At 65.7% G+C, this 5,650-nt stretch carries 7 protein-coding genes; 5 read left to right on the top strand and 2 right to left on the bottom strand.

Going from position 1 to position 5,650, the window contains the following annotated elements:
- The first annotated feature begins 52 nt into the window (after window positions 1-52).
- The 5 genes from JOZ00_RS24365 (at window position 53) to coaD (ending at window position 3,729) form a co-directional block, all read left to right on the top strand.
- On the top strand, window positions 53-1,174 hold the full coding sequence (locus tag JOZ00_RS24365; RefSeq protein WP_293349277.1) for an alpha/beta hydrolase: 1,122 nt from the start codon (window positions 53-55) through the stop codon (window positions 1,172-1,174).
- 75 nt (window positions 1,175-1,249) lie between these two features.
- A complete protein-coding gene (locus JOZ00_RS24360; RefSeq protein WP_293349275.1) occupies window positions 1,250-2,014 on the top strand; it encodes a DsbA family protein in 765 nt (254 codons plus the stop codon).
- Window positions 2,015-2,055: 41 nt separating this feature from the next.
- On the top strand, window positions 2,056-2,658 hold the full coding sequence (locus tag JOZ00_RS24355; RefSeq protein WP_293349279.1) for a vitamin K epoxide reductase family protein: 603 nt from the start codon (window positions 2,056-2,058) through the stop codon (window positions 2,656-2,658).
- 10 nt (window positions 2,659-2,668) lie between these two features.
- The gene (gene rsmD, locus JOZ00_RS24350; protein ID WP_293349272.1) at window positions 2,669-3,223 is read left to right on the top strand and encodes a 16S rRNA (guanine(966)-N(2))-methyltransferase RsmD; all 555 of its coding nucleotides are present in this window, start codon (window positions 2,669-2,671) and stop codon (window positions 3,221-3,223) included.
- Between the two features lie 23 nt (window positions 3,224-3,246).
- Window positions 3,247-3,729 carry a pantetheine-phosphate adenylyltransferase gene (gene coaD, locus JOZ00_RS24345; protein WP_293349270.1) on the top strand — a complete coding sequence of 161 codons (483 nt, stop codon included), beginning with the start codon at window positions 3,247-3,249 and terminating at the stop codon, window positions 3,727-3,729.
- 26 nt (window positions 3,730-3,755) lie between these two features.
- On the opposite strand, the gene JOZ00_RS24340 is transcribed toward coaD, so the two are convergent.
- Together JOZ00_RS24340 and JOZ00_RS24335 are read right to left on the bottom strand one after the other, a co-directional pair.
- Complete coding sequence (locus tag JOZ00_RS24340; RefSeq protein ID WP_293349268.1) at window positions 3,756-5,132, bottom strand: HNH endonuclease signature motif containing protein; 1,377 nt, start codon at window positions 5,130-5,132, stop codon at window positions 3,756-3,758.
- A 35-nt stretch (window positions 5,133-5,167) separates the two neighbouring features.
- On the bottom strand, window positions 5,168-5,650 hold a 483-nt coding region (locus JOZ00_RS24335; protein ID WP_293349266.1), incomplete at its 5' end, for a permease.

Below are 5,650 nucleotides of genomic sequence, written 5' to 3'. Positions count from 1 at the left end.
GGGGGAGAGTTACCGTCGTTTCAGCGTGATCGTCGTTTAGAGGGGACTGCAGATGACCAGGAGTCTGCCGGGCGCGCCGGACCTACATCTCGGGGCCAAACGGCCCCCCATGCGCCTGACCAGTCGCATGCAGGGCGCCCTCACCAGTGTCGGCGTGAACGTCATCCCGTGGATTCCCACCGCCGTCCGGCGCGTGCTGGTCCGTGGTCGGTCGGTCGTCATCGACGGAAACACCCTCGATCCCACGCTGCAGCTGATGCTGTCGGGGCTGCGCGCCGTCGGCATCGATGGCCTGGTGGTGGACGACGACCCCGAGCTGTCGCGCGCCTCGCTGCGCGAGCAGATCGTGGGGTTGCCCGGACCGCAGGTGCACGTCGAGGTCGACGAGCTGTCGCTACCCGGCCCGGCCGGTGGGATCGCCGCGCGACACTACCGTCCCGCCGCGACCGAAACCCGGCCTCCAGTGCTCGTCTTCTACCACGGTGGCGGCTGGTCGATCGGCGACCTGGACACCTACGACGCGTTGTGCCGGTTGATCTGCCGCGACGCCGGCATTCACGTGTTGTCGGTCGATTACCGGCTGGCTCCCGAACATCCTGCCCCGGCCGGGATCGAAGACGCCTACGCGGCCTTCAAGTGGGCGTTCGAGCATGCCGAAGAACTCGGCGCCGCGCCCGGGCGGGTCGCGGTCGGCGGGGACAGCGCGGGGGGCAACCTGGCCGCGGTCGTGAGCCAGCGGGCGCGCGACGAGGGGGGCCCGGCCCCGGTGCTGCAGTGGCTGATCTATCCGCGGACCGACTTCACCGCTCACACCCGGTCGCTGGGCCTGTTCTCCCGCGGATTCGTGCTGACCAAGCGGGACATCGATTGGTTCGAGTCGCAGTACCTGCGCGGTTCGGGCATCGACCGGTCCGATCCGCGGATTTCGCCGCTGTTGGCCGAGTCGCTGTCCGGGCTCGCGCCGGCGCTGATCGCTGTCGCGGGTTTCGATCCGTTGCGCGACGAGGGCGAGGCCTACGCGACGGCGTTGCGGGATGCCGGGACGGCGGTGGACCTGCGGTACATGGGCTCGCTGACGCACGGCTTCATCAATCTGTTCAAGCTGGGGGGCGGCAGCCTGCGCGCCACCAACGAGTTGATCTCGGCATTGCGCGCCCACCTCAGCCGGGTCTGATTTATTGAGCGGTCGGCGCCGGTAATCTGTGAGGCGCCCAAGCGATAACTCGAGTAGCGAAAGATCAGGGGTCCTGTGGCCGACAAATCCAAACGTCCTCCGCAATTCGACATGAAGTCGGCCAACGGCAAATCCGGCCGACTCGTCCAGATCGGTGGCACCGCGTTCGTCGTGATTTTCGCCGTCGCGCTCGTCTTCTACATCGTGACGTCGCACCACAAGAAGGTCGCCGCGAACGGCCCGGGCGACACCGTGCGGGTGACGTCGAGCAAGCTGGTCAACCAGCCCGGCACCAGCAACCCCAAGGCAGTGGTGTCGTTCTACGAGGACTTCCTGTGTCCGGCCTGCGGTAACTTCGAGCGCACCTTCGGGCCCACGGTCTCCAAACTGATCGACATCGGTGCCATTGCGGCCGACTACAACATGGTGTCGATCCTCGACAGCGCGAAGAACCAGAACTATTCGTCGCGGGCGGGCGCTGCGGCCAAGTGCGTCGCCGACGAGTCCCTCGACGCGTTCCGCCGCTTCCATTCCGCGCTGTACAGCAGCGACATTCAGCCGAGCGAGACCGGCAAGACATTCCCGGACAACGCGCGGTTGATCGAAATCGCCCGTGAGGCAGGCGCGGCGGGCACCGTGCCGGACTGCATCAACAGTGGCAAGTACATTTCCAGTGTCACCGGCGAGGCGGCGGCGGCGAAGATCAACGCGACTCCGACGATCAAGATCAACGGTGACGACTATGAGCCGTCGACCCCCGATGCTCTGGTCACCAAGATCAAGCAGATCGTCGGCGATGTGCCGGGCATAGACACCGCCTCCACTCCCCCCCAGACGTGACGACCCCGGTGTCAGCACAACCCACCGAGCAAGCCGGCGACCTGACACCGGATTCGAATCTTGCGGCACCCGTTGGGGCGCCCAGCGCATGGTGGGTGCTGATCGCCGGTGTGATCGGCCTGATTTCGTCGATGACGCTGACGGTCGAGAAGATCGACATCCTGCTGAACCCGTCGTACGTGCCGTCGTGCAACATCAACCCGATTTTGTCGTGCGGCTCGGTGATGACCACGCCGCAGGCGTCGGTCCTGGGCTTCCCCAATCCGCTGCTCGGCCTCGTGGCATTCACAGTCGTGACCGTCACCGGCCTGCTGGCGGTGGCGAAAGTCAGTCTGCCCCAATGGTATTGGATCGGTCTGATGGTCGGGCTCCTGATCGGCACGGTGTTCGTGCACTGGTTGATCTTTCAGAGCCTGTACCGCATCGGCGCGCTGTGCCCGTATTGCATGGTGGTGTGGGCGGTGACGGTCTCGCTGCTGGTGGTCGTCGCGTCGATCGTCGCTCGTCAGGTGCTGGCGCGTGGCGGATCCGCACCGGCGCTCTTGCTGTACCAATGGCGATGGTCGATCGCCGCGCTGTGGTTCACCGCAGTGTTTTTACTGATCCTGGCCCGGTTTTGGGACTACTGGTCGACGCTGCTGTAAGCGCCCGCATATGACTCGAATCATCGGCGGCGTGGCCGGGGGGCGGCGCATCGCCGTCCCGCCGCGGGGAACCAGGCCCACCACCGACCGGGTACGCGAGTCGCTTTTCAACATCATCAGCGCGCGCCGGGATCTGAGCGGCCTTGCGGTGCTTGATCTTTACGCAGGCTCGGGGGCACTGGGTCTGGAGGCGCTGTCGCGCGGGGCCGCCTCGGCGCTGTTCGTCGAGTCCGACTCGCGGACCGCGTCCGTCATCGCGCGCAACATCGAGGCCCTGGGCCTGCCCGGCGCGACGCTGCGCCGCGGCGCGGTCGCGACGGTCTTGGCGGCCGGGGCCGGCTCTCCGGTTGATGTCGTGCTGGCCGACCCGCCCTACGAGGTCGAGGCCGCCGAGGTCGAGGCCGCGTTGGCCGCCCTGGCCGAACACGGCTGGGTGCGTTCGGGAACCGTCGCGGTGCTCGAGCGTGCCGCCGGTGGCGCGCCGCTGACCTGGCCGGCCGGTTGGACGATTTGGCCGCCGCGGGTGTACGGCGACACCCGTTTGGAGCTGGCAGAGCGGATTTAGGGCACCGTGTACCGTCGAGGCCTATGAGCGGCGCGGTATGCCCAGGGTCGTTTGATCCGGTGACATTGGGCCACATCGATGTCTTCGAGCGCGCTTCGGCACAGTTCGACGAGGTCGTCGTGGCGATTCTGTTCAATCCCGCCAAGAAGGGCATGTTCGACCTCGACGAGCGGATAGCGATGATCAACGAGTCGACGGCCCACCTAAAGAATCTGCGGGTGGAGGCGGGCAAAGGTCTGGTGGTCGACTTCGTCAGGGCGCGCGGAATGACGGCCATCGTCAAGGGCTTGCGCACTGACACCGACTTCGAATACGAGTTGCAGATGGCGCAGATGAACAAGCACATCGCCGGCGTCGACACGTTCTTCGTCGCGACCACGCCGCAGTATTCGTTCGTCTCGTCGTCGTTGGCCAAGGAGGTGGCGATGCTGGGCGGTGACGTATCCGCGCTGCTGCCCGAGCCCGTCAACCGGAGGATCCGCCAAAAGCTTTCCGGGCGGTCCTGAGCCAAAGCCGCTCTGCCACAACGCGTCTACGGGTCGTCCTTTTCGTCCCCGTCGCGCAGCAGCTTCTCCGGATGATGAAAGCTATTGGTGCGTGGCTGCCCGCGCTCCATCCGCGGCGGCGGGATCCATTCCGTGTCGCCGTTGGCGTTCTTCTGCGTCCGCCAGCCGCCCGGCCGCAGAATCCGGTGATGGGGCCCGCAGGCGAAGGTCAACTGGTCGATGTCGGTGGCGTGGCACGTGGCGTAGTCGGTGACGTGATGGACTTCGGAGTAGTAGCCGGGCACGGTGCAGCCCGGCGCGGAGCAACCGCGATCCTTGGCGTACAACACAATTCGCTGCCCGGGGGAGGCCAGCCGCTTGGTGTGATACAGCGCCACGGCCTTGCCTTTGTCGAAGATCGCGAGGTAATGATGTGCGTGCCGGGCCAGGCGAATGACATCGCTCATGGGCAGGATGGTGCCGCCACCGGTGAGACCGCGTCCGCTCGCTGTTTCGAGCTCGGCGAGCGTGGTCGTGACGACGATCGAGGCCGGCAGTCCGTTGTGCCGGCCGAGTTCGCCTGAGGCCAACAGCGCGCGCAGCGCTGTTTGCAGCCCGTCGTGGTTGCGCTGGCTTGCCGAGCGCGCGTCACGCTCAACCGCCTCTTCGGACGGCGCACCGTCCACGCAGGGAGTGTCGTCGAGCGGGTTGCACATGCCTGGGGCCGCGAGCTTGGCCAGCACGGCATCGATGGTGGCGCGCGTTTCCGGTGTCAGCCAGGCACGCAACTCCGACATGCCGTCGCCCTGTTGCTTGCCGAGCGTGAGGCCGCGGCGTCGCGCACGGTCCTCGTCGTGATAGGTGCCATCGGGATTGAGCCGATCGGTAAGTCCTTGCGCCAGTTCGGCGAGTTGTTCGGGGCGAAACTCCGACCCGAACTTCGCCAGCTGAACTTCGGCCGCCTCGCGAGCGGCGAAATCGACCCAGCCGGGCAGCTGATGGTAGAACTTGCGGATCACCGCGACCTGTCCCGCGCCGATCTTGCCCCGGCGTTGGGCCTCGGCCGTGGCCGCCAGGGCGGGCGGTAGTGGTTCTCCGGTCAGGCCGCTGCGTGGACCCAGGTCGACGGCCTCGTGGACGCGTCGAGAAGCCTCGGCTCTGCTGATCAGTGTCCACTCGGCGATCGCGTGCGAGAGCTTGCCGCCCAGTTCTTCCGGGGTAGCTTGGCGGGCAAGCGAATTGATCAAAGGATGCTCGAGGACCGGTAGCCGTCGTCGCAGCCGCTCGCATCGTTGCAATAATTCGAACTGCTGTTGGGTGGTCAATGAATCACCGCTGTCGTCGGCCATCGACTCTAACGTGACATCCATCGTATCGAAGCCGGCCGTCATCGCCTCGAAATCGACTATGCCGCTTGGACTCATACCGCCAAACTAGCGGCAACCACCGACAAAAATGATCACTCGTGCGCGCCGTCATGCGGTTGCGCGTCAGGGGACCCACCCATCATGCGCACCATCGGCAACCCTCCGGACGTGACGAACCGGACGATCAACAGTGCCGCGACGATCAGGAACGCGATGTTGAGCCAGGTGGTGTAGTTCCACGAGATCGTCGCTTCCATCACCGTGGCAGTGCGCTGTTTGGGGATGAGACCGGTTGTGCCGAAAAGCAATTCGACTACATATCCGGCCGCGACCATCGCGGCATAGAAGGTGCCCAGCAGCGTCAGCATCATCCTGGTGCCGTAGTACTTGCGGTAGATGTTCAGGATCGGCACGATCAGCAGGTCGGCGAAGATAAACGCCACAACTCCACCAAAACTGATGCCGCCGTTCCACAGCACCGCCGCCAGCGGCACATTGCCGATCGAGCAGACGAAGGACACGATCGCCACGATCGGCCCGACGAGCGGCCCCCACACTGCCGACCAACCGGGATG

It is taken from the genome of Mycobacterium sp., assembly GCF_019243155.1.
Taxonomy (GTDB): Bacteria; Actinomycetota; Actinomycetes; order Mycobacteriales; family Mycobacteriaceae; genus Mycobacterium.
This window is presented reverse-complemented; position numbering and strand designations above follow the sequence as displayed.